The sequence below is a fragment of the Pseudomonas sp. SD17-1 genome, from assembly GCF_029201585.1.
GTDB lineage: Bacteria > Pseudomonadota > Gammaproteobacteria > Pseudomonadales > Pseudomonadaceae > Aquipseudomonas > Aquipseudomonas palmensis.
Map to the genome: position 1 here is coordinate 4,231,204 of NZ_CP104044.1, position 22,981 is coordinate 4,254,184.

The following is a 22,981-nucleotide window of genomic DNA, read 5'->3' on the forward strand; positions in this document are numbered from 1 at the left end:
CGCTTGACCGAGGCAGCACCAAAGACCAACGCATCCTCTGGGACCAACGGCAGCAACTTTGCGGTAGGGTGGTTGAAATTAATCGGGCAACTGAAACCCGCAGACAGCAAATCCGGAGTAGGCCTACATTATCGAGGTGATTGCGAGTAAGCAGCGGCGCCTTAATGCCACCTATAGGAAGGTCAATGCATGCAGCTTCCGCCTGGAACAGGCTGCAGTCGATCAATATGCTGCAGTTGGCGTTTAGGTGCAGTTGATGGCAAGAGCCTGTGGCACCTTGAGTGGCGCCGTGTTCGGTGGCTGTAGGATGTATCATTAGGGCACGTTGTCCGGTGTGTTTTATGGAGGGCCATTACTCCATAAAACACGGGCACTGCCCCGTGGGCAATTCAGTCAGTAGCTGTAGGAAGGCTCTACTTTGGATAATAGATGGATGCACGCGGGCCCGATTTACTGATCACTGCGTCGCATGCGACCTCTGGCACGCACTGCAACATATGCCCCCATCACCGGCCCAACCAGCAACCCACCCACCAAGGCAACCAGCACCACAACCGACAACGGCAACGCCGGCGCAGCCCACCCAAACAGCACCAATGCCACCGACTGCTGGTTCTCCAGCACAAACAGCAGCACCACCGCCGCAACGGCCAGCACCACCAGCGCCAGCACTACACGCTTGAGGTTACGCATGACTTGCTCCTTGCTCAGCGGCCATCATGCGCCCTCCTCCTCATCGTTGACCCGATCACGCAACTCTTTACCGGGCTTGAAATGCGGCACGAACTTGCCGTCCAGACTCACCGACTGCCCCGTCTTCGGGTTACGACCCAGGCGCGGCGCCCGGTAATGCAGCGAGAAGCTGCCAAAGCCGCGGATCTCGATTCGATCCCCTGTAGCCAGGCACTGGGACATCTGCTCAAGCATGGTCTTGATGGCCAGCTCCACATCCTTCGATGAAAGCAGCCCTTGATGGGTGACAATACGTTCGATCAGCTCCGACTTCGTCATATTTTTCCCTTCTTTATCAAGCAGCTAGATCATTGCTTACTCTGTTTGTAGCACGCCCTAGCTGATTTGAACAGGGTGGTTCTTGACTTAATAAAATTTTCAAGATTTGCACACAAGGGTGACAAGTGAGTGCCGCTGCCCGCAGGTGAGGCGGGGCAAGGGATTGGCGCATTTGCTTCGCCCTGACGTGGACGAATCCGCCCTGGCGGAACACAGGAAGGCATGGGACCCCCTGCAGACTCATCCGCAAACAGACATGAATCGCAGGCACAAAAAAGGGCGACCGAAGTCGCCCTTTTTAATGATCAAGCAGAACTCAGTTCTGTTTGGCCATTGCTTCGCGCAGCAGTGCAGCCATGGTGGTATCGGCAGCAGCTTCCGGAGCGGCTTTCAGGCTCTGGATTGCTTCTTTCTCTTCAGCATCGTCTTTCGACTTGATGGAGAGGTTGATTACGCGGCTCTTGCGGTCAACGCTGATGATCTTGGCTTCAACTTCTTCGCCTTCCTTCAGGACGTTACGCGCGTCTTCAACGCGGTCACGGCTGATTTCGGAAGCTTTCAGAGTGGCTTCGATATCGTCGGCCAGGGTGATGATAGCGCCCTTGGCGTCAACTTCTTTAACGATACCTTTTACGATAGCGCCTTTGTCGTTGACAGCAACGTAGTTGGAGAACGGATCGTCTTCCAGCTGCTTGATACCCAGGGAGATACGCTCGCGCTCTGGGTCAACCGACAGGATGACGGTGTCCAGCTCGTCGCCCTTCTTGAAGCGACGTACGGCTTCTTCGCCCACTTCGTTCCAGGAGATGTCGGACAGGTGAACCAGACCGTCGATGCCGCCGTCCAGACCAATGAAGATACCGAAATCGGTGATCGACTTGATGGTGCCGGAGATCTTGTCGCCCTTGTTGAACTGGCCAGAGAAGTCTTCCCATGGGTTCGACTTGCACTGCTTGATGCCCAGGGAGATACGACGACGCTCTTCGTCGATGTCCAGAACCATGACTTCCACTTCGTCGCCGACTTGTACGACTTTCGAAGGGTGGATGTTCTTGTTGGTCCAGTCCATTTCGGAAACGTGTACCAGGCCTTCCACGCCTTCTTCCAGCTCTGCGAAGCAGCCGTAGTCGGTCAGGTTGGTGACGCGCGCCATGACGCGGGTGCTTTCTGGGTAACGTGCCTTGATAGCAACCCATGGGTCTTCGCCCAGTTGCTTCAGGCCCAGCGAAACGCGGTTACGCTCACGATCGTACTTCAGTACCTTGACGTCGATCTCGTCGCCAACGTTGACGATTTCCGACGGGTGCTTGATACGCTTCCAGGCCATGTCGGTGATGTGCAGCAGGCCATCAACGCCGCCCAGGTCAACGAATGCGCCGTAGTCGGTGAGGTTCTTGACGATACCTTTGACTTGCTGGCCTTCCTGCAGCGATTCCAGCAGAGCTTCGCGCTCGGCGCTGTTTTCGGCTTCCAGGACACTGCGACGGGAAACGACAACGTTGTTGCGCTTCTGGTCCAGCTTGATGACCTTGAATTCCAGCTCTTTGCCTTCGAGGTGGGTGGTGTCACGCACAGGGCGGACATCAACCAGGGAGCCCGGCAGGAACGCACGGATACCGTTAACGTCGACAGTGAAGCCGCCTTTAACCTTACCGTTGATAACGCCCTTGACCACTTCTTCGGCGGCGAAAGCTGCTTCCAGAACAATCCAGCACTCGGCGCGCTTGGCTTTTTCACGGGACAGCTTGGTTTCGCCAAAGCCGTCTTCGACCGCGTCCAGCGCAACGTGAACTTCGTCACCGACCTTGATGGTCAGCTCGCCAGCTTCGTTGTAGAACTGCTCGAGCGGGATGACGCCCTCGGACTTCAGACCGGCGTGGACAGTAACCCAGTCACCGTCGATATCGACAACGATACCGGTGATGATCGCACCTGGTTGAAGGTTGAGGGTTTTCAGGCTTTCTTCAAAGAGTTCTGCAAAGCTTTCGCTCATTTTAATTCCTGTAGATTAGGGCGAGACATACGCCCATCAGCCACATTCCAGACAATGTGGGTTTCGTTCATATAAAGGGAAAGCCTGCAGGACGTTGACTGGTGCCCCTGCATGCCGCCCTGTATCAGGCGATATCGCGAAGTGCGATCTCGCTTCTGATGCGTTGCAACACCTGTTCGATGGACAATTCCGTGGAATCCAGCTGGATTGCATCGGCCGCCGGCTTGAGCGGGGCCACTGCGCGCTGGGTGTCGCGCTCATCACGCGCACGTATCTCATCTAGCAGACTCGACAGACTAACATCATCGCCCTTGCCCTTCAACTGCAAGTAACGACGACGCGCCCGCTCCTCGGCGCTGGCCGTGAGGAAAATCTTCAAGGGCGCGTCTGGAAACACCACCGTCCCCATGTCGCGCCCATCGGCGATCAGGCCGGGCGACTCCTGAAACGCCCGCTGGCGCTGCAGCAGCGCATCACGCACCGCCGGCAGCGAAGCCACCATCGATGCGCCAGCGCCCACGGTTTCGGTACGGATCACATTGCTCACATCATCCCCCTCGAGGATGATCTGCTGCAACTTGCCCGGCTCGGCGGCGATGAATTGCACGTCCAGATGGGCGGCCAGCTTGACCAGCAGTTCTTCATTGGTCAGGTCGACACCGTGGTTGCCGGCGGCGAATGCCAGGAGGCGGTACAGAGCACCGGAATCCAGCAGCTTCCAGCCCAGCTCGCGGGCCAGCATGCCGGCAACGGTACCCTTGCCAGAACCGCTAGGCCCGTCGATGGTGATGACCGGTGCCAGCGCGTTCACGACTTGCCCTCTTCAGCTACGCGGATGCCGACTTCGGCACACAGCGCGAGGAAGTTGGGGAACGAGGTGGCAACGTTGGCACAGTCATGGATGCGAATCGGCGCGCAAGCGCGCAGCGAGGCGACACTGAAGGCCATGGAGATACGGTGGTCGCCATGCCCATGCACTTCGCCACCACCGATGCTGCCGCCGTCGATGATGATGCCGTCCGGGGTAGGTTCGCACTTCACGCCCAGCGCCAGCAGGCCGTCGGCCATGACCTGGATGCGATCCGACTCCTTCACCCGCAGCTCTTCGGCGCCGCGCAGCACGGTACGCCCTTCGGCACAGGCCGCAGCCACGAACAGCACCGGGAACTCGTCGATCGCCAGGGGCACCAGGTGCTCCGGAATCTCGATACCCTTGAGCCTGGCGCCGCGCACTCGCAGGTCGGCTACCGGCTCGCCGCCGACTTCACGCTGGTTTTCCAGGGTGATATCGCCGCCCATCAGTTGCAGAATGTCGATGACACCGGTGCGGGTCGGGTTGATGCCGACGTGCTCCAGTACCAGCTCCGAACCCTCGGCAATCGAGGCCGCGACCAGGAAGAAGGCCGCCGAGGAGATATCGGCCGGCACCTCGATGTGGGTGGCGGTCAGCTTGCCACCGGACTCCAGCGAGGCGGTAGGGCCATCGACGCTCACGCTGTAGCCAAAACCGCGCAGCATGCGCTCGGTATGGTCACGGGTAGGCGCAGGCTCGGTGACGGTAGTCTTGCCCTGGGCATACAGGCCGGCCAGCAACAGGCAGGATTTGACCTGGGCACTGGCCATCGGCAGTTTGTAATCCAGCGCCTTGAGCGTATGGCCACCGCGGATGGTCATCGGCGGGCGCCCCTCGGCGGCGGTCTCGATGACCGCACCCATTTCGCGCAGCGGGTTGGCCACACGGTTCATCGGGCGCTTGGACAGCGAAGCATCGCCGGTCAGCACGGTGTCGAACGGCTGCGCGGCCAGCAGGCCGGACAGCAGGCGCATCGAGGTACCCGAGTTGCCCAGGTAGATCGGGCCAGGCGGCGGCTTGAGGCCATTGAGCCCCACCCCGTGAATGGTCACGCGACCATGGTGCGGGCCTTCGATGACCACGCCCATGTCGCGGAACGCCTGCAGGGTCGCCAGCGCATCCTCACCCTCGAGGAAGCCTTCCACCTCGGTGGTGCCTTCGGCCAGGGAGCCGAGCATGATCGAGCGGTGAGAAATCGATTTGTCGCCTGGTACGCGAATACGGCCGGACAGGCGGCCACCAGGTTGTGCCAGGAAAATCAGGTCGTTGGAGTTCATAGCGTCCACATAGGCCCGACGGGCCAGGATTTTACTGAAATGCTCGCGGGCAACCCGGGCGCGGGTGAAAACGCCCAGCAGCTGGTGCCCATCCCCTGCATCGACCGCGTCGCGCAAGGCGTCGAGGTCGCTGCGAAATGTATCCAGTGTGCGCAGGACAGCCTCGCGATTGGCGAGGAAGATGTCATGCCACATGACCGGGTCGCTTCCGGCGATTCTTGTGAAATCGCGGAACCCACCGGCAGCGTAACGGAAGATATCGAGGTTTTCATTGCGCTTGGCCAGCGAATCGACCAGGCCGAAAGCCAGCAGATGCGGCAGATGACTGGTTGCCGCCAGCACTTCGTCGTGGCGCTCCACCTGCATGTGCTCGACATCGGCATCCAGTGCACGCCACAGGCGATCGACCAGCGCCAGGGCGGCAGGGTCGGTTTCTGCCAGCGGCGTGAGAATCACCTTGTGGCGACGGAAGAGGGCGGCATTGGAGGCCTCCACCCCACTCTGCTCGGAGCCCGCGATCGGATGGCCAGGTACGAAACGCGGCAGTTTCTCGGCAAAGGCTTCGCGCGCAGCACGCACCACGTTGCCCTTGGCGCTGCCCACATCAGTCAGCACCGCCGCACCCAGGTCAAGCTGCGCCAGGCGCGCCAGGAGCTTTTCCATGGCCAGGATCGGCACCGCCAGCTGGATCACGTCAGCCCCGACACAGGCCGCAGCCAGGTCCTCTTCACAACGGTCGACCACACCCAGCTCGACCGCCAGCTTGCGCGATTGCGGGTCCAGGTCGACACCGACCACCTCGCGGCACAGGCCACTTTCACGCAGGCCCTTGGCGAACGAGCCGCCAATCAGGCCCAGGCCCACCACCACCAGCCGGCCGATGACGGGCCCGCCTTGCTTTACGACTTCAACCACGGAGCAGGACCCTGTTCAGAACATCACGCATTGGCATACCTCAGAGCACCGCCTTCGGATACGAGCCCAGTACCTTCAGGGCCACCGCCTCCTGGCTGATCTGCTCCAGCACCGCCTTGATCAACGGGTCACGATGGTGGCCGACGAAGTCGATGAAGAACACGTAGGTCCACTTGCCGCTGCGCGACGGACGGGTCTCGATGCGGGTCAGGTCGATGCCGTTCTCGTGGAACGGTACCAGCAGTTCGTGCAACGCACCCGGCTTGTTGCTCATCGAAACGATGATCGAGGTCTTGTCATCACCGGTCGGCGGCACTTCCTGGTTGCCGATCATCAGGAAGCGCGTGGCATTGTCCGGACGGTCTTCGATTTTCTCCGCAAGGCGTGTCAGACCGTACAGGCCGGCCGCCATGTCACCGGCGATCGCCGCCGAATTCCACTCGCCCTTGACCCGCTTGGCAGCTTCGGCATTGCTCGATACCGCCACCCGCTCGACGTTCGGATAATGAGCATCCAGCCACTTGCGGCACTGGGCCAGCGACTGGGCGTGGGAGTAGATACGGCTGATGCTGTCGGTCTTGGTATTCTCGCCAACCAGCAGGTGGTGGTGAATGCGCAGCTCGACTTCGCCGCAGATCACCATGTCGTGCTCGAGGAAGCTGTCCAGGGTGTGGTTGACCGCACCTTCGGTGGAGTTTTCCACAGGCACCACGCCGAAATTGACCGCGCCGGCGACCACTTCGCGGAATACCTCGTCGATGGCCGCCATCGGCTTGCTGATCACGGCATGGCCGAAGTGCTTCATGGCCGCGGCCTGGGTAAAGGTGCCCTCAGGCCCCAGATAGGCGACCTTGAGCGGTTGTTCCAGCGCCAGGCACGACGACATGATTTCACGGAACAGCCGGGCCATTTCCTCGTTGCCCAGCGGGCCCTTGTTGCGCTCCATCACGCGCTTGAGCACCTGCGCCTCGCGCTCGGGCCGGTAGAACACCGGCACCTCGCCTTCTGCCAGGGTCGCGGTCTTGACCCGGGCGACTTCCTGGGCGCAGCGCGCACGGTCGCTGATCAACTCGAGGATCTTCTCGTCGAGGCTGTCGATGCGCACGCGCAGGGCCTTGAGTTCCTGTTCGGACATCAGGCGTGTTCCTTCTCGAATTCACCCATGTAGGCCACCAGTGCCTCCACGGCATCCAGGCCCAGGGCGTTGTAGATCGAGGCACGCATGCCGCCCACCGAACGGTGACCCTTGAGGTTGAGCAGGCCACGCTCGTCGGCGCCCGCCAGGAACGCCTTGTCCAGGCGCTCGTCGGCCAGGCGGAACGGCACGTTCATCCAGGAACGGGCATTGCTGCTGATCGGGTTGGTATAGAAGTCGCTCTTGTCGATGAAGCCGTACAGGCGGTCCTTCTTGGCGCGGTTGCGCTGCTCCATGGCAGCGACACCGCCCTGCTCCTTGAGCCACTCGAACACCAGGCCCGAGAGGTACCAGGAATAGGTTGCCGGGGTGTTGTACATCGAGCCGTTGTCGGCCGCGACCTTGTAGTCGAGCATGGTCGGGCAGCTGCTGCGGGCACGGCCCAGCAGGTCTTCACGCACGATCACCACCACCAGGCCGCTGGGGCCGATGTTCTTCTGCGCACCGGCGTAGATCAGACCGAACTGCGACACGTCGACCGGACGCGAGAGGATGTCCGAGGACATGTCCACCACCAGCGGCACGTCACCGGTCTGCGGCACCCAGTCGAACTCCAGACCTCCGATGGTCTCGTTCGAGGCGTAATGCAGGTAGGCGGCGTCCTTGGTCAGGTTCCACTCGTTCTGACCCGGGATGGCCAGGTAATCGTAAGGCTTGGCGCTGGCGGCGACATTGATGTTGCCATAGCGACGCGCTTCCTCGATCGCCTTTTTCGACCAGATGCCGGTCTCGATGTAGTCGGCCGTACCGCCCTCGGGCAGCAGGTTCAACGGGATCTCGGCAAACTGCTGGCTGGCGCCGCCCTGCAGGAACAGCACCTTGTAGTTGGAGGGGATGGACATCAGGTCGCGCAGGTCCTGCTCGGCCTTCTCGGCAATGGCCACGTAGTCGTCGCTACGGTGGCTCATCTCCATGACCGACAGGCCTTTGCCGCGCCAGTTCAGCATTTCTGCCTGGGCACGCTGCAGCACAGCTTCAGGAAGCGCAGCAGGGCCTGCGCAGAAGTTAAAGGCTCGTTTGCTCACATCCACTCTCGCTCTGCTCTTGATGTCTGTGGGAGCAGACACCGCAGTGGCGGGCCTGCCCGCCCCCACAGCCGCTCCCATAGGTTGCGCTACTACAATTTATTCCTGCGGCGTCTCTTCGTCAGCTGCAGCGTCCAGTGACGAACCTTCGCCGGCGTCCACGTCAGCCTCGGCATCCGCCACGAAGTCTTCGTCGTCTTCCTCGTCGGACGGCTCCTGCACCCGCTCCAGACCCACCAGGGTCTCGTCGCTGGCCAGCTTGATGAGCGTCACGCCCTGGGTATTGCGGCCCAGGCTGGAGACTTCGCCGACACGGGTACGCACCAGGGTGCCCTGGTCGGAAATCAGCATGATCTCCTCGCCTTCCTGCACCTGTACCGCACCCACCAGACGGCCGTTGCGATCGTTGCTGACCATGGCGATGACGCCCTGGCCACCACGCTTGTACTCGGGGAACTCGGCGATGGCGGTACGCTTGCCGAAACCACGCTCGGAAGCGGTGAGGATCTGGCTGCCTTCTTCGGGGATGATCATCGAAATCAGCTTCTGCCCCTCGGCCAGGCGCATGCCGCGCACACCGCGGGCGGTACGCCCCATGGCACGCACGTCGGACTCCTTGAAGCGGGTGACCTTGCCGGCATCGGAGAACAGCATGACCTCGCGCTCACCATCGGTGATGGAGGCGGAAATCAGGATGTCGCCTTCGTCCAGCTCCAGCGCGATCAGGCCGACACTGCGCTGACGACTGAACTGCTCCAGCGGGGTCTTCTTCACGGTGCCGTTGGCGGTGGCCATGAAGATGAAGTGACCTTCGGTGTATTCCTCCACCGGCAGCATGGTGGTGATGACCTCGCCCTCGCCCAGCGGCAGCAGGTTCACCAGCGGACGGCCACGTGCGGCACGCGACGCCTCGGGGATTTCGTAGGTCTTGAGCCAGTACACCTTGCCCTTGCTGGAGAACAGCAGCAGCGTGGTGTGGCTGTTGGCGACCAGCAGGTGCGAGATGTAGTCCTCGTCCTTGACGCCGGTGGCCGACTTGCCCTTGCCGCCACGGCGCTGGGCCTGGTAGGCCGCCAGCGGCTGGGTCTTGGCGTAGCCGCCGTGGGAGATGGTCACCACGCGGTCTTCTTCCGGGATCATGTCACCCAGGGTCAGGTCCAGGCGTGCATCGAGAATCTCGGTGCGGCGCACGTCGCCATACTCGGCGCGGATCAGCTCCAGCTCTTCGCGGATCACTTCCATCAAGCGCTCGGCGTTGTTCAGGATGCGAATCAGCTCGCCGATCTGCTTGAGAATCTCCTGGTACTCGGCCAGCAGCTTCTCGTGCTCCAGGCCGGTCAGGCGGTGCAGGCGCAGGTCCAGGATGGCCTGGGCCTGTTCGGGCGAAAGGTAGTACTTGCCATCACGCAGACCGTACTGCTCGTCGAGGGTTTCCGGGCGGCAGGAATCGGCGCCGGCGCGCTCGACCATCACCTGCACGGCACTGGACTCCCACGGCGTGCCGATCAGCGCTTCCTTGGCCTCGGACGGCGTCGGCGAAGCCTTGATCAGGGCGATGACCGGGTCGATGTTGGACAGTGCGACCGCCTGGCCCTCGAGGATATGACCGCGTTCACGGGCCTTGCGCAGCTCGAACACGGTACGGCGGGTGACCACCTCGCGGCGGTGACGCACGAACGCCTCGAGCAGGTCCTTGAGGTTCAGCACCCGCGGACGGCCGTCGATCAGCGCCACGATGTTGATGCCGAACACGGCCTGCAGCTGGGTCTGGGCATAGAGGTTGTTGAGGATCACCTCCGGCACTTCGCCACGGCGCAGCTCGATGACGATGCGCATGCCGTCCTTGTCGGACTCGTCGCGCAGCTCGGTGATGCCCTCGAGTTTCTTTTCCTTGACCAGCTCGGCGATCTTCTCGATCAGCCGCGCCTTGTTCAGCTGGTACGGCAGCTCGGTGATCACGATCTGCTGGCGGCCACCGACCTTGTCGATGTCCTCGACCGTCGAGCGGGCACGCATGTAGATGCGCCCGCGACCGGTGCGGTAGGCCTCGATGATGCCCTGGCGACCGTTGATGATCGCGGCAGTCGGGAAGTCCGGCCCCGGGATGAACTGCATCAGCTCATCGACCGTGATGTCGGCGTTGTCGATCAGCGCCAGGCAACCGTCGATGACTTCACCGAGGTTGTGCGGCGGAATGTTGGTCGCCATGCCCACGGCGATACCGCTGGAGCCGTTGACCAGCAGGTTCGGGATCTTGGTCGGCATGACCGCCGGAATCTGCTCGGTGCCGTCGTAGTTGGGCACCCAGTCGACGGTTTCCTTGTGCAGGTCTGCCAGCAGCTCGTGCGCCAGCTTGGTCATGCGCACTTCGGTGTATCGCATGGCCGCGGCATTGTCGCCGTCCACCGAACCGAAGTTGCCCTGGCCGTCCACCAGCAGGTAGCGCAGCGAGAACGGCTGGGCCATACGGACGATGGTGTCGTAGACCGCGATATCACCGTGGGGGTGATACTTACCGATCACGTCACCGACCACACGGGCGGATTTCTTGTACGGTTTGTTCCAGTCGTTACCCAGTTCACTCATCGCAAACAGAACGCGGCGATGCACGGGCTTCAAGCCATCACGCGCATCGGGCAGTGCACGCCCGACAATGACGCTCATCGCGTAGTCGAGGTAGGACTGTCTCAGTTCGTCTTCGATATTGACCGGTAGGATTTCTTTGGCCAGTTCGCCCATGAGAAGCCTGATTCCTTTTTCTGGTGAAACCTCGTCACATCCATATGGGACGAACGAAGCTCGCCGCTGCAAGCAGATGACCGGCAGCGACTTACGACAAATCAACGAGTTATGCCATGGATCTGCGCAGTAAAGACCGCCTCGGGAGGCGGTCTTGGAAACCGTCGGATGTTACCACAGTCCCGATAGGCTTGGGAGTATGGCAAACCGCCGCCGGATCTGAGGCCGGCTTGCCGGCAAAGGGCGCGGCGCGGACTTCAATGCAACCGCTTGCGGCACATCAACTGCGCCATCTTGGCCGCGTCCGGACGCTCGACGACGCCCTTTTCGGTCACGATCACGTCGATCAGATCTGCCGGCGTCACATCGAACACCGGATTGAAGGCCTCTACCCCGGCCCCGACCCGTTCGCCGCCCACCTCCAGCAGCTCGCTGACATCCCGCTCCTCCAGCGCCACCTCCTCGCCACTGGTCAGGTTGAGGTCGATGCTCGAACTGGGCGCCACTACCATGAAGCGAACCCCATGGTGCATGGCATTGACCGCCAGCTGGTAGGTGCCGATCTTGCTGACCACGTCGCCATTGGCAGTGATGCGGTCGGCGCCGACGATCACCCAGGTGATGCCCTTGGTCTTCATCAGGTGCGCGGCGGCGGAATCGACGCCAATGGTCACCGGCACCCCTTCGCCGGCAAGCTCCCAGGCGGTCAGCCGCGACCCTTGCAGCCAGGGCCGGGTCTCGGCCACGTACACCCGCTCCACCATGCCTTCCAGGTACGCGGCGCGAATCACCCCCAGCGCAGTGCCGAACCCGCCCGTGGCCAGCGCGCCGGCATTGCAGTGGGTGAGGATGGCCTGCTCGCTGCCCTGGTGCCTGCGAATCAGCTCGGCGCCCAGCTGGGCCATGGTCAGGTTGGCTTCACGGTCGCTCTCGTGAATGGCCTCGGCTTCGGCCAGCATGATCGCCAGCACGTCATCCCCGGCCTTGATCCGCAACAGCCGCTCGCGCATGCGGTTCAGTGCCCAGAACAGGTTGACGGCGGTGGGACGGGCTTCGCCCAGCAGCTCGAAGTCCTCTTCCAGAGCCATTTCCCAGTCATCGCCATCCGCCAGGCGCTGGCGCAGCGCCAGCACCAGGCCATAGGCCGCACTGATGCCGATGGCCGGGGCGCCGCGCACCACCATGGTGCGGATAGCCTCGGCCACCCCGACGGCATCGTTATACGCCAGCCAGCGCTGCTCGAACGGCAGCGCACGCTGGTCGAGCAGATACAGGGCACCATCCCGCCAATCGATGGCCGTCACCTTCTCCGCAGCCAACAGTCGATCGCGCATGCCTCACCCCGTCATTCGGACATCAAAAGCGCACGATTATAACGAGCCCCAGCCGCGGACGCTCGGGTATACTTCGCCCCCACCTTCCGCGATACCGGGATTTTCGCACATGCCCAAGCCTGCCCCTCCCCTCGACCTGTTGCTCCTGCCCTCGTGGCTGGTGCCCGTCGAACCGGCCGGGGTGGTTCTCAAGGGCCACGGCATCGGTATCCGCGACGGCCTGATCGCCTTCATCGGCCCGCGCGAAGACGCCCTGCGCCTGCAGGCCACCGAGGTGCGCGAGCTACCCGGCTGCCTGCTCGCCCCCGGCCTGATCAACGCCCACGGCCACGCCGCGATGACGCTGTTTCGCGGCCTGGCCGACGACCTGCCGCTGATGACCTGGCTGCAGGAGCACATCTGGCCCGCCGAAGCCCGCTGGGTCGATGAAGCCTTCGTGCGTGACGGCACCAACCTGGCCATTGCCGAACAGCTCAAGGGTGGCATCACCTGCTTCTCGGACATGTACTTCTTCCCCAAGATCGCCAGCGAATGCGTGCACGACAGCGGCATGCGCGCGCAGATCGCAGTGCCGTTGCTGGACTTCCCGATTCCGGGCGCCCGTACCTTCGACGAAGGCCTGCACCTGGGCGTGGAGCTGTTCGGCGACCTGCGCCACCATCCGCGCATTACCGTGGCCCTGGGCCCGCACGCACCGTACACGGTCAGCGACGCCAACCTGGAAAAGGTCCGGGTGATCGCCGAAGAGCTGGACGCGCTGGTGCACATGCACCTGCACGAGACCGCCTTCGAGGTGCAGCAGTCCATCGACCAGTGCGGCGAGCGGCCATTGGCGCGCCTGGCACGCATCGGCCTGCTGGGCCCGCGCCTGCAGGCCGTGCACATGACCCAGGTCAGCGACGACGACCTGGCCCTGCTGGTAGAAAGCAACACCAGCGTGGTGCACTGCCCTGAATCCAACCTCAAGCTGGCCAGCGGCTTCTGCCCGGTGGAACGCCTGTGGCAGGCTGGCGTCAACGTAGCCATAGGCACCGATGGCGCCGCCAGCAACAACGACCTCGACCTGCTGGGCGAAACCCGTACCGCGGCCCTGCTGGCCAAGGCCGTGTCAGGTTCGGCCAGCGCCCTGGATGCCCATCGCGCCTTGCGCATGGCAACCCTCAACGGCGCCCGCGCGCTGGGCCTGGAGACCGTAACCGGCTCGCTGGAGCTGGGCAAGGCTGCCGACCTGGTGGCATTCGACCTGTCGGGCCTGGCCCAGCAGCCGATCTACGACCCGGTCTCGCAACTGGTGTATGCCAGCGGGCGGGACTGCGCAAGACATGTCTGGGTGGCCGGCCGGCAACTGCTCGATGAGCGCCGCCTCACCCGGCTCGACGAACAGGCCCTGCATGCCAGCGCCTGTGGCTGGGGCCAGCGTATCGGCGGCCAGCACGAATAACCCGTCGGCAGCCACGGCTGCCGACCTGTAGCGAATTATCAAAGTTTCTGAGGACCGTTCCATGAGCAACGTCGACCACGCCGAAATCGCCAAATTCGAAGCCCTGGCCCACCGCTGGTGGGATCGCGAGAGCGAATTCAAGCCACTGCACGACATCAATCCGCTGCGGGTCAACTGGGTCGACGAGCGGGTCAAACTGGCCGGCAAGAAAGTGCTCGACGTCGGTTGCGGCGGCGGCATTCTCAGCGAGGCCATGGCCCTGCGGGGTGCCACCGTCACCGGCATCGACATGGGTGAAGCGCCGCTGGCCGTCGCCCGCCTGCACCAGCTGGAGTCCGGCGTCGAGGTGGAATACCGGCAGATCACCGCCGAAGCCCTGGCCGAGGAAATGCCCGAGCAGTTCGACGTGGTCACCTGCCTGGAGATGCTCGAGCACGTACCCGACCCCTCCTCGGTGATCCGCGCCTGCTACCGCATGGTCAAGCCCGGCGGCCAGGTATTCTTCTCCACCATCAACCGCAACCCCAAGGCCTACCTGTTCGCCATCATCGGTGCGGAATACATCATGAAGCTGCTGCCGCGCGGCACCCATGACTTCAAGAAATTCATCCGACCGTCCGAACTGGGCGCCTGGAGCCGCGAAGCGGGCCTGAGCGTCAAGGACATCATCGGCCTGACCTACAACCCGCTGACCAAGCACTACAAACTGGCCAGCGACGTGGACGTCAACTACATGATCCAGACCCTGCGCGAGGAATGAGCATGCGTTTGCGAGCAGTACTTTTCGACATGGACGGCACCCTGCTCGACACGGCGCCGGATTTCATCGCCATCTGCCAGGCCATGCTGGCCGACCGCAGCCTGCCGGCAATCGACGACGAACGGATTCGCGAAGTGATTTCCGGTGGCGCCCGAGCCATGGTCGCCGCCGCGTTCGCGATGAGCCCCGAAGCCCCCGAGTTCGAGGCGCTGCGCCTGGAATTCCTCGAGCGCTACCAGAAGGATTGCGCGGTGCACAGCAAGCTGTTCGACGGCATGGCCGAGCTGCTGGCCGACATCGAAAAAGGCAACCTGCTGTGGGGCGTGGTCACCAACAAGCCGGTACGCTTCGCCGAGCCGATCATGCAGCAGCTGGGCCTGGCCGAGCGTTCGTCGCTGCTGATCTGTCCGGATCACGTGAAGAACAGCAAGCCCGACCCTGAGCCGCTGATCCTGGCCTGCAAGACCCTGAACCTGGACCCGGCCAGCGTGCTGTTCGTGGGTGACGACCTGCGCGACATCGAGTCGGGCCGCGACGCCGGCACCCGCACCGCAGCGGTGCGCTACGGCTATATTCATCCAGAGGACAACCCCAACAACTGGGGCGCGGACGTGGTGGTCGATCATCCGCTGGACCTGCGCAAGGTGCTCGACAGCGCCCTGTGCGGCTGCTGATCGCCGACACCCGCCAAAAGCTTCGCCGGCACAGCCGGCTCCTGCAACACCGCATCGATTTGTAGGAGCCGGCCGTGCCGGCGAATGCCTCACCACGATCTCGAGGGAATCCCATGTTCGACTACACCGCCCGCCCCGGCCTGCTCAACGGCCGGGTCATCCTGGTCACCGGCGCCGGTCGCGGCATCGGCGCCGCTGCTGCCAAGGCCTACGCTGCCCATGGCGCCACGGTACTGCTGCTGGGCAAGACCGAAGCCAACCTCAACGAGGTGCACGACCAGATCACCGCAGCCGGCCATCCGGCACCGGTGGTCGTGCCCTTCAACCTCGAAACCGCCCTGCCCCATCAGTACGATGAGCTGGCAGTGATGGTGGAAAACGAATTCGGTCGTCTCGACGGGCTGCTGCACAACGCCTCCATCATCGGCCCGCGCACCCCGCTGGAGCAGTTGTCGGGCGAAAACTTCATGCGCGTCATGCACATCAACGTCAACGCCATGTTCATGCTCACCAGCACCCTGCTGCCGCTGCTCAAGCTGTCGGAGGATGCCTCGGTGGTGTTCACCTCCAGCAGCGTCGGGCGCAAGGGCCGGGCCTACTGGGGTGCCTATGGCGTATCGAAATTCGCCACCGAAGGCCTGATGCAGACCCTCGCCGACGAGCTGGAGAACGTTGCCCCCGTGCGCGCCAACAGCGTCAACCCGGGCGCCACACGCACCAGCATGCGCGCCCAGGCCTACCCTGCCGAGGCACCGGAGAACAACCCGCTGCCCGAGCAGATCATGCCGGTCTACCTCTACCTGATGGGCCCGGACAGCAAGGGCATCAACGGCCAGGCGCTCAACGCACAGTAGCCCTCAGGCACCGACCAGGGCCGAGCGCGACCGGGCAGTGGAGCCCGGCTCGGCCTGTGGGGACTGCTCCAGCTGCAGACAGCGCTCCAGAAACAGGTACATGTAGTCGTAGCTCTTGCAGATCGCACGACGCAGCTGGGTCTGCAGCGCCTGTGGTGGGTTGTTGCCCGCCAGCGTGCAGATGATCTCCAACGCCTCCCAAGGGTGCTCGTCGTCATACTGCGCGTGCATCCTCAGCCATTTCATGGCGCGCTTGCGCCCGCTTTCGGGAAAGCCGTTGGCGTAGGTATCCGTCGAACACACCAGCGCCGACCATTCCCCCACCGCGCCTTCGATCGCATAGTTGGTCGCGGCCATGGCCACGATCAGCGAATCGGCCGCACAGGTATGCCAGCACCAGTCACTCAGCGCCTGCAACTCGGTCGGCACGTTCTGCTCGTTCAGATCGTCCAGGCTGACCCCGTGCGCCTGGGCCCAGTGCACCCAGTAGTCGGCATGGTTGAGCTCGACACGGATATTGCGCATCAGCCAGCGACGCGCCATGTCTTCCCCCGGGTGGCGGGCAAAACTGGTCTTGGCCAGGTTCTGCGCCATGTACACCGAAAACTGTTCGACTACCGGCCAGCCGCCGATCAGATACTGGCGCAGGGTGCGCTGGCTCAGCTTGCCGTCGCGCAGGCGGTGATAGATTTCATGCTCTACCACCCGCTGCTTGCTCGCACTGCAATCCTCGATCAGTTTCTGAGCCCAGCGTGGGTAACTTTGCGCGTCCATCAATGGACCCACTCGCTCAAATGCATCAATCACTGTCATATCCCTACATCCTTGTGATTTGAAGTGAACGCTCAGCGAAACGTCCCCGGCGTCCTGAACAGCAAGGGTCGCGAACGGATACGCCGGCGTTGCAAGCTTTCACAGGTGAACACCTGCGGCCGCTCGATCAGGTAGCCCTGGGCGTAATCGACACCAATTTCATGCAGCGCCTGTTCGATCAGGGGCGTCTCGACAAACTCGGCAATGGTGCGCTTGCCCATGACGTGGCCAATATGGTTGATCACTTCGACCATAGCCCGGTTAATCGGATCGTCAAGCATGTCCTTGACGAAACTCCCGTCGATTTTCAGGAAGTCCACGGGCAGGTGTTTGAGGTAGGCAAACGACGACATCCCGGCGCAGAAGTCGTCCAGCGAAAAGTGGCAACCCAGCCCTTTCAATTCGTTGATGAAACGGATGGCGCTGCCCAGGTTGGCAATCGCACTGGTTTCGGTGATCTCGAAACAGATCATTTCAGGCGGTATGGCGTACTCGACGAACTGGCGCTGCAGATAATCCAGAAACTTGTCATCGCCGATGCTGCTGCCCGACAGGTTGATGGCGCACATTGCCAATGGCCCCTTTCGCCCCTCATCCAGAGCCTGGCGAATCACCTTGAACACTCTGTTCACCACCCAGCGATCCAGGGCCGTCATGAGCCCATAGCGTTCGGCGGCCGGGATGAAGCTGTCGGGCAGGATGATGCGCCCGCTCTCATCATGCAGGCGCAGCAGTATTTCCAGATGACCGGCATCCGACTCACCGGCCGCCAGTGGCGCGATTTCCTGGGCATACAGGCAGAAGCGGTCTTCCTCCAGGGCGATGTGCAGGCGCTGAATCCAGGCCATCTCGCCAAAGCGCATGGACAGCTCGGTGTCGTCGGGGTGGTACACCTGCACCCGGTTGCGCCCCTTCTCCTTGGCCATGTAGCACGCCATGTCGGCCGCACGCAGCGAGGCCTCCAGCGTATGGGGTGCCAGTTGCAGGTGGACCAGCCCCACGCTCACGGTGGTCATGAACGGGCGCCCCTTCCACACGAAGTGCAGGCTCTGCACGGTCTGGCGCAGATTCTCGGCAATGCGCTCGGCCTGCTCGGGCAGGCAGTTCTCCAGCAGGATACCGAACTCGTCGCCGCCCAGGCGCGCCAGGGTATCGCCCTCGCGAACGCCCGCCTGCAGCACCGCGCAAATGTGACGCAGCAATTCGTCGCCCGCCGCATGGCCACAGGTGTCGTTGACCAGCTTGAACTGATCCAGGTCCAGAAACAGCAGGGTGTGGCGCGCCGCCTGGCGGCCCAGGTCGCCCAGCGCCAGCTCCAGCCGGTATTCGAATTCGCGCCGGTTGGCCAGCCCGGTGAGGGCATCATGGGTGGCCTGCCACGACAGGTTGGCGATGTACTGGCGCTCCTGGGTCATGTCGTGCAGCACCAGCACGATGCCGCTGACCTGACCGTCACTGATGATCGGCGAGCCCACCAGGGCCACCGACACCGTGCTGCCGTCCAGCCGCTGGATCAGCTTGGCGTGCTCGCTGCCGCCCTTGAGGGTACCGCTCAGAATGCGCTCGGTAAGGGACAGGCTGTCTTTTTCGGCGTTGTCGTCCAGCAGGCTGAACAGCGCCGCCAGCGGCAGGCCCTGGGCCTGTCCGGCGCTCCAGTGGGTCAACTGCTCGGCGGCAGGGTTCATGTAGGCGATACAGCCCTCGACATCGGTGGTGATCACCCCATCGCCAATCGACTGCAAGGTGATCTGCGCCCGATCCTTCTCCACCTGCAGGGCACTGGCAAAGGCCTGGCGCTGCGCCAGCAGCTTGTGCGTGCGCAGGCAGGCCAGCGCAATCAGAAACAGTGCCGTGGCCAGGTTGACCACCAGCAGCAGGCGCAACAGCATGCGCGATCCTTCGCCCAGGGCATCGCTGAACGCCATGGCGGCGGGGGTTACCGCCTCGTTGATCGCGGCGATCTCACCCTTCCAGGCTGCAACCCGCTGCGCAGTGACATTCCCGGTGACGATACCCTGGTGGATCCGGTTGGCCAGCGCATCCAGCTGCTGCAGGTAGTCGTCCCCCACCGACCAGCGTTCGATGGCGCGTTCCATGTAGCTGACATGACGGAAATTCAGGTAGAGCCAGATGACGCTGTCGATGTCATCCGGGTGGTTGCCGCCCCTGAGGATGCCCTGGCGCGCAGCGGCCAGGTCCAGGGGCTTGGCATCCAGCGCGGTGCGCAGCTGGTGACCCCCCTGGGGGATGGCGATGGCCTGCCGGTACTTCTGGTAGGCCGCCTCGTCGCGGCTGTCGGTATACAGGCTCAGGAAGTAGATGGCGTCCTTCTGCCCCTTGGACCACAGGCTCTCGCCCGCCACATAACCGCGCACGGCCGACAAGGCATAGAGGCTGATGCCCCCCAGCAAGGCCTGGAACAGTACGACCGCCACAAAAGGCCAGATGATGCCCAACAACCTGGGCGCTTCGAGAGTCCGTTTCTGCTTCATGAGGTCCCTTGCAGCAATGCGCAGCCCGATGAGTCTCATCCTGCACAGACACAGCCTAGGCCATTTGCCACCTGCCATCAGGCCCTTTTTCACCTGTACAACAGTTGTACAGTAGAAGGCCCTCAGCTCTGTTGCAAATGCCCATAGAGCTTGGCGTACAACCCGCCCTCGGCGATCAGCTGCTGGTGACCGCCATCCTCGGCGACATGCCCGCCGTCGAACACCAGCACGCGGTCGGCCTGCTTCACTGCCGACAGGCGGTGAGCGATGATCAGGGTGGTACGGGCGCTGAGGAAGCGGCTCAGCGCCTGGTGCAGGTTGTACTCGGTGGCCGCGTCCAGTGCCGAGGTGGCCTCATCGAGAATGACGACCTTGGGCTCGGCCAGCACCATGCGCGCTATCGCCAGACGCTGGCGCTGCCCGCCGGACAGACGCACGCCCGAACGTCCCACCACACTGTCCAGGCCCTGCGGCAGCGCGGCGATGGTGGCGTCGAGCTGGGCAATGCGCAGCGCCTGCCAGCAGGCCTCATCGGTACTCTCGCGGCCCATGGTCAGGTTGGCGCGCACGGTGTCGTTGAACAGCGACGGGTGCTGCAACACCACCGCCACATGCTCGCGCAGGGTTTCCAGGCCGATCTCCTGCAAGGTCGAACCGCCGAAGCGGATGCTGCCGGCCTGGGCGCTGTACAGGCCCAGCAACAGCTGCACCAGGGTGCTCTTGCCGCCGCCGCTGGCGCCGACGATGGCCACCTTCTCGCCGGGTGCGATGGACAGGTTCAACTGGTCCAGCACCGGCTCCTCGCCATAGCCGAAACGCAGCCCGCGCACCTCGATGCCCACGGTGGTCTGCCCCGCGAAAGGGTCGATGCCGCCGGGATACTGCGGCTCGTCGCTGCGCGCCAGCAGCTCGTTGATCCGGCTCAGCGCACCACCTGCCGCGTAGTAGGCGTACTGCAGGTTGAGCAACTGCTCCACCGGGCCGATCATGAACCACAGGTAGCTGAACACCGCCAGCATCTGGCCGATGCTGAGGTCGGAAAACAGCACCGTGAGCATGGCCGCTGCGCGAAAGATGTCGATGCCGAACTGGAACAGCAAGCCACTGGCGCGGCTGCTGGCATCGCTCTTCCATTGCGAGGACACCGCATAGTTGCGCACCTCCTGGGCACGCATGCCCAGGCGCCCGAGAAAGTAGCCCTGGCGGTTGCCGGCACGGATTTCCTGGATCGCATCCAGGGTTTCGGTCAGTGCCTGGGTGAAGCGCGAGGTGCTGTCGTTCTCGAGTTTCTTCAGGTGCTTGACCCGCTTGCCCAACTGCACCGTGGCAAAGATCACCAGCGGGTTGAACAGCAGGATCAACAGCGCCAGCTGCCAGTGCATCCACAACAGGATCGCCGAGGTGCCGGCCAGCGTGAGCATGGCCACCAGAAAGCGGCTGAGGGTTTCACCGACGAACTTGTCCACGGTGTCCAGATCGGTGACCAGGTGCGTGGTCACCGTACCGCTGCCCAGGCTCTCGTACTCGCTCAGCGAGATGCGCTTGAGCCGCTCGATCAGGCGGATGCGCAGCCGGTAGACGATGTCCTTGGCCAGCCCGGCGAACAGCTTGGCCTGCACCACGTTGAAGGCCAGTGCCGCACAGCGCAGCGTCAGGGTGAAGACCAGCATCAGGCCGATGTAGCCGGCCGCCACCTGCCAGCTGACGGGCAGCAGGTTGTTCATCCACTTGAGCGCCGCATCGCCGTGCCCCAGCAGCACTTCGTCGACCAGCAACGGCAGCAGCAGCGGAATCGGCACACTGCACAGGGCCGCCAGCACGGCCACGCCGTTGGCAGTCCACAGGGCTTTCTTGTGGTGTTGCGCCAGGCGCCGGATCTCGGCCCAGCTCAAGCGATCGACAGGTGCCGGCGTCGGCCCGGGCACCGGGTCGGGGGAGCCAGGCAGGTCAAGCATTGACCGCATGCTCCAGCCAGCGCCCCAGCAGCGGCTGCAGCGCCCCCAGGGCCTGGTAGCCGTTGGTCAGCAGGGCCAGTTGGCCATTGCGCTCGGCGAGCAGGGTCGGGAAGCCCGCGATGCCCAGGTCCTGCACCCAGGTGAAGTCGGCGGCGGTGGCGCTGCGGGTGTCGCCGCTGCTGAAGGCCTCGGCGAAGGCGGCGCGGTCGAAACCGGCCTGCTCGGCCAGTTCCACCAGCTTGACCGGCAGGGTCACGTCTTCGCTGCGCTGGTAGAACGCCTGCTGGATCATCCCCAGCAGCGTCCAGGCCCGCTGCGGGTCGAGGCTGCGTGCAGCCACCAGCGCGCGGCAGGCAGGTTCGGTGTCGTAGACAAAGCCTTCGGGCATCGCGCCCTCGAGCTGGAACGGCTGGCCGGTGGCCTGGTTGACCGCCTGCCAGTGTTCAAGAATGTAGCGCCGGGTGGAGGCATCCAGCGCACTGCTGCCCGAGCGCAGGCCGCCGGGCACCAGGTGGGTGTCCACGCCGGCCTCGCGCGCCTGCCGTATCAGGGCCTCGGCCACGGGTGCGAAACCCCAGCACCAGGAGCACATCGGGTCCATTACATACAGCAGGCGAGCGGTCATCCATCACACCTCGGCTTTGCGATAGTTGTGGCCGATCGGGTGCGGCATGTTGCGGGCCTTGGCCAACTCGATCTGCTTCTGCCGATCGATGGCGCTGCGCCGGGTCTTCTCGCTCAGGCTGTCCCAGCAATGCGGGCAGCTGATGCCTGGCGAATAATGCTCGGAGGCCCGTTCTTCCACGCTGATCGGGGTACGACAGGCGTGGCACTGGTCGTAGTCGCCTTCGCTGAGGTCGTGACGCACGGTCACGCGGTTGTCGAAGACAAAGCAGTCGCCCTGCCAGCGCGTTTCTTCCTGGGGAACCTCCTCGAGGTACTTCAGGATGCCACCCTTAAGATGATAGACCGCTTCGAAACCCTCGCCGAGCATATAGCTGGAGGCTTTTTCGCAGCGGATGCCACCGGTGCAGAACATCGCCACCTTCTTGTGCCGGGCAGGGTCGAAGTTGGCCTTGATGTACTCGGGAAACTCGCGAAAGGTGGTGGTCTTGGGGTCGATGGCGCCCTCGAAGGTACCAATCGCCACTTCATAGTCGTTGCGGGTGTCGATCAGCAGCACTTCGGGGTCGCTGATCAGCGCGTTCCAGTCCTTGGGCTCGACATAGGTACCGACCGTCCGGTTCGGGTCCACGCCCGGCACGCCGAGGGTCACGATCTCTTTCTTGAGCTTGACCTTGGTGCGGTAGAACGGCTGTTCGTCGCAGTACGATTCCTTGTGATCGATGTCCACCAGGCGTGCATCGCTGCGCAGCCAGGCCAGCAGGCCATCGATGCCTTCGCGGGTACCCGACACGGTGCCGTTGATACCCTCTTCGGCCAGCAGCAGGGTGCCCTTGACCCCGTTGCGCTCCATGGTCTCGAGCAGCGGCTCGCGCAGCTCGACGTAATCTTTCAGGGTGACGAACTTGTACAGCGCCGCCACGACGATAGCTTGGGTCATGCCTTGATTCTCCAGGTGGTCACCCTCGCAAAGGGCGGACCGGGTCGACAATAAAAAACGCGCCGACAGGCGGCGCGTTGCGGATT

At 63.2% G+C, this 22,981-nt stretch carries 18 protein-coding genes; 4 read left to right on the plus strand and 14 right to left on the minus strand.

All coding sequences use genetic code 11. The features are described 5' to 3' along the window. Positions 1-450: 450 nt before the first annotated feature. The 9 genes from N0B28_RS19210 to mtnA form a co-directional block, all read right to left on the minus strand. The gene (locus N0B28_RS19210; protein WP_210014289.1) at positions 451-693 is read right to left on the minus strand and encodes a lipopolysaccharide assembly protein LapA domain-containing protein; all 243 of its coding nucleotides are present in this window, start codon (positions 691-693) and stop codon (positions 451-453) included. A gap of 24 nt (positions 694-717) precedes the next feature. Next, positions 718-1,011 carry an integration host factor subunit beta gene (gene ihfB, locus N0B28_RS19215; protein WP_043862681.1) on the minus strand — a complete coding sequence of 98 codons (294 nt, stop codon included), beginning with the start codon at positions 1,009-1,011 and terminating at the stop codon, positions 718-720. Between the two features lie 316 nt (positions 1,012-1,327). Beyond that, positions 1,328-3,004: a 30S ribosomal protein S1 gene (gene rpsA / locus N0B28_RS19220; protein ID WP_043862680.1), complete on the minus strand. Its 1,677-nt coding sequence runs from the start codon at positions 3,002-3,004 to the stop codon at positions 1,328-1,330. Positions 3,005-3,128: 124 nt separating this feature from the next. Beyond that, positions 3,129-3,815 carry a (d)CMP kinase gene (gene cmk, locus N0B28_RS19225; protein ID WP_043862679.1) on the minus strand — a complete coding sequence of 229 codons (687 nt, stop codon included), beginning with the start codon at positions 3,813-3,815 and terminating at the stop codon, positions 3,129-3,131. Beyond that, complete coding sequence (locus N0B28_RS19230) at positions 3,812-6,049, minus strand: bifunctional prephenate dehydrogenase/3-phosphoshikimate 1-carboxyvinyltransferase (protein ID WP_043862678.1); 2,238 nt, start codon at positions 6,047-6,049, stop codon at positions 3,812-3,814. Before N0B28_RS19230 ends, cmk begins: the two co-directional genes overlap by 4 nt. A gap of 40 nt (positions 6,050-6,089) precedes the next feature. Beyond that, on the minus strand, positions 6,090-7,184 hold the full coding sequence (gene pheA, locus N0B28_RS19235; RefSeq protein ID WP_043862677.1) for a prephenate dehydratase: 1,095 nt from the start codon (positions 7,182-7,184) through the stop codon (positions 6,090-6,092). After that, positions 7,184-8,269, minus strand: coding sequence for a 3-phosphoserine/phosphohydroxythreonine transaminase (gene serC / locus N0B28_RS19240; protein WP_043862751.1), 1,086 nt, complete (start codon positions 8,267-8,269; stop codon positions 7,184-7,186). The genes pheA and serC overlap by 1 nt, the downstream gene beginning before the upstream one ends. 99 nt (positions 8,270-8,368) lie before the next feature. Further along, on the minus strand, positions 8,369-11,008 hold the full coding sequence (gene gyrA, locus N0B28_RS19245; RefSeq protein ID WP_275728112.1) for a DNA gyrase subunit A: 2,640 nt from the start codon (positions 11,006-11,008) through the stop codon (positions 8,369-8,371). A 257-nt stretch (positions 11,009-11,265) separates the two neighbouring features. After that, entirely contained in the window at positions 11,266-12,342 is a 1,077-nt protein-coding gene (gene mtnA, locus N0B28_RS19250; RefSeq protein ID WP_100634473.1) for an S-methyl-5-thioribose-1-phosphate isomerase, read from the minus strand. Positions 12,343-12,451: 109 nt separating this feature from the next. Here mtnA and N0B28_RS19255 point away from each other — a divergent pair, with 109 nt between their 5' ends. The 4 genes from N0B28_RS19255 to N0B28_RS19270 all read left to right on the plus strand — a co-directional run bounded on the left by N0B28_RS19255 (position 12,452) and on the right by N0B28_RS19270 (position 16,071). Beyond that, on the plus strand, positions 12,452-13,783 hold the full coding sequence (locus N0B28_RS19255) for a TRZ/ATZ family hydrolase (RefSeq protein WP_275728115.1): 1,332 nt from the start codon (positions 12,452-12,454) through the stop codon (positions 13,781-13,783). Between the two features lie 61 nt (positions 13,784-13,844). Then, positions 13,845-14,543: a bifunctional 2-polyprenyl-6-hydroxyphenol methylase/3-demethylubiquinol 3-O-methyltransferase UbiG gene (ubiG, locus tag N0B28_RS19260; protein ID WP_043862673.1), complete on the plus strand. Its 699-nt coding sequence runs from the start codon at positions 13,845-13,847 to the stop codon at positions 14,541-14,543. Between the two features lie 2 nt (positions 14,544-14,545). Then, positions 14,546-15,217, plus strand: coding sequence for an N-acetylmuramic acid 6-phosphate phosphatase MupP (mupP, locus tag N0B28_RS19265; protein WP_043862672.1), 672 nt, complete (start codon positions 14,546-14,548; stop codon positions 15,215-15,217). A gap of 113 nt (positions 15,218-15,330) precedes the next feature. Beyond that, entirely contained in the window at positions 15,331-16,071 is a 741-nt protein-coding gene (locus tag N0B28_RS19270; protein WP_054915860.1) for a YciK family oxidoreductase, read from the plus strand. A gap of 3 nt (positions 16,072-16,074) precedes the next feature. On the opposite strand, the gene N0B28_RS19275 is transcribed toward N0B28_RS19270, so the two are convergent. From N0B28_RS19275 to N0B28_RS19295, 5 genes are all read right to left on the minus strand, one after another. Further along, on the minus strand, positions 16,075-16,878 hold the full coding sequence (locus N0B28_RS19275; protein ID WP_123752888.1) for an iron-containing redox enzyme family protein: 804 nt from the start codon (positions 16,876-16,878) through the stop codon (positions 16,075-16,077). Positions 16,879-16,916: 38 nt separating this feature from the next. After that, positions 16,917-19,376: an EAL domain-containing protein gene (locus tag N0B28_RS19280; RefSeq protein ID WP_043862670.1), complete on the minus strand. Its 2,460-nt coding sequence runs from the start codon at positions 19,374-19,376 to the stop codon at positions 16,917-16,919. Between the two features lie 122 nt (positions 19,377-19,498). After that, entirely contained in the window at positions 19,499-21,331 is a 1,833-nt protein-coding gene (locus N0B28_RS19285) for an ABC transporter ATP-binding protein (protein WP_100634467.1), read from the minus strand. Further along, complete coding sequence (locus N0B28_RS19290; RefSeq protein ID WP_043862668.1) at positions 21,324-21,956, minus strand: DsbA family protein; 633 nt, start codon at positions 21,954-21,956, stop codon at positions 21,324-21,326. The genes N0B28_RS19285 and N0B28_RS19290 overlap by 8 nt, the downstream gene beginning before the upstream one ends. 3 nt (positions 21,957-21,959) lie before the next feature. Beyond that, on the minus strand, positions 21,960-22,895 hold the full coding sequence (locus N0B28_RS19295) for a rhodanese-related sulfurtransferase (RefSeq protein ID WP_043862667.1): 936 nt from the start codon (positions 22,893-22,895) through the stop codon (positions 21,960-21,962). Positions 22,896-22,981: the final 86 nt, after the last annotated feature.